The 542-nt window shown below is 49.3% G+C and carries 2 tRNA genes and 1 rRNA gene; all 3 read right to left on the reverse strand.

Features of this window, described 5'->3' with window-relative positions:
- Positions 1-137: 137 nt before the first annotated feature.
- A tRNA-Ala gene (locus ACLJPQ_RS22450) sits at positions 138-213 on the reverse strand.
- Positions 214-322: 109 nt separating this feature from the next.
- A tRNA-Ile gene (locus ACLJPQ_RS22455) sits at positions 323-399 on the reverse strand.
- Between the two features lie 69 nt (positions 400-468).
- Positions 469-542, reverse strand: a 16S ribosomal RNA gene (locus ACLJPQ_RS22460); the annotation flags it as partial.

Consider the following 542-nt stretch of genomic DNA (forward strand, 5'->3'; position numbering starts at 1 on the left):
AATTTGAGAGACTCACGAACAACTTTCGTTGTTCTGTGTTTCAATTTTCAGCTTGATCCAGATTTTTAAAGAGCAAAACTTCGCAGTGAACCCTTTCAGGTACACTCTGAAGTATTTTTTCGTAAACACTCACGAGATGGTGGAGCTATGCGGGATCGAACCGCAGACCTCCTGCGTGCAAAGCAGGCGCTCTCCCAGCTGAGCTATAGCCCCATCGTGTAGTCAGAACCTCTTACCTTTGATTCGTTTCCGGGCGCGGCGTGGTGAAGCGAAGCATACTGAAGTATGCGAGCTTTGCCACAACAAAGCACGGGAGCGAATCTGGTAGGCCTGAGTGGACTTGAACCACCGACCTCACCCTTATCAGGGGTGCGCTCTAACCACCTGAGCTACAAGCCTGTAGAGGTTTTACTGCTCGTTTTTCATCAGACAATCTGTGTGAGCACTGCAAAGACCGTTTCTTTCAGGTAAGGAGGTGATCCAACCGCAGGTTCCCCTACGGTTACCTTGTTACGACTTCACCCCAGTCATGAATCACAAAG

The organism is Salmonella sp. SAL04213 (assembly GCF_046550535.1).
GTDB classification, from domain to species: Bacteria; Pseudomonadota; Gammaproteobacteria; order Enterobacterales; family Enterobacteriaceae; genus Salmonella; species Salmonella enterica.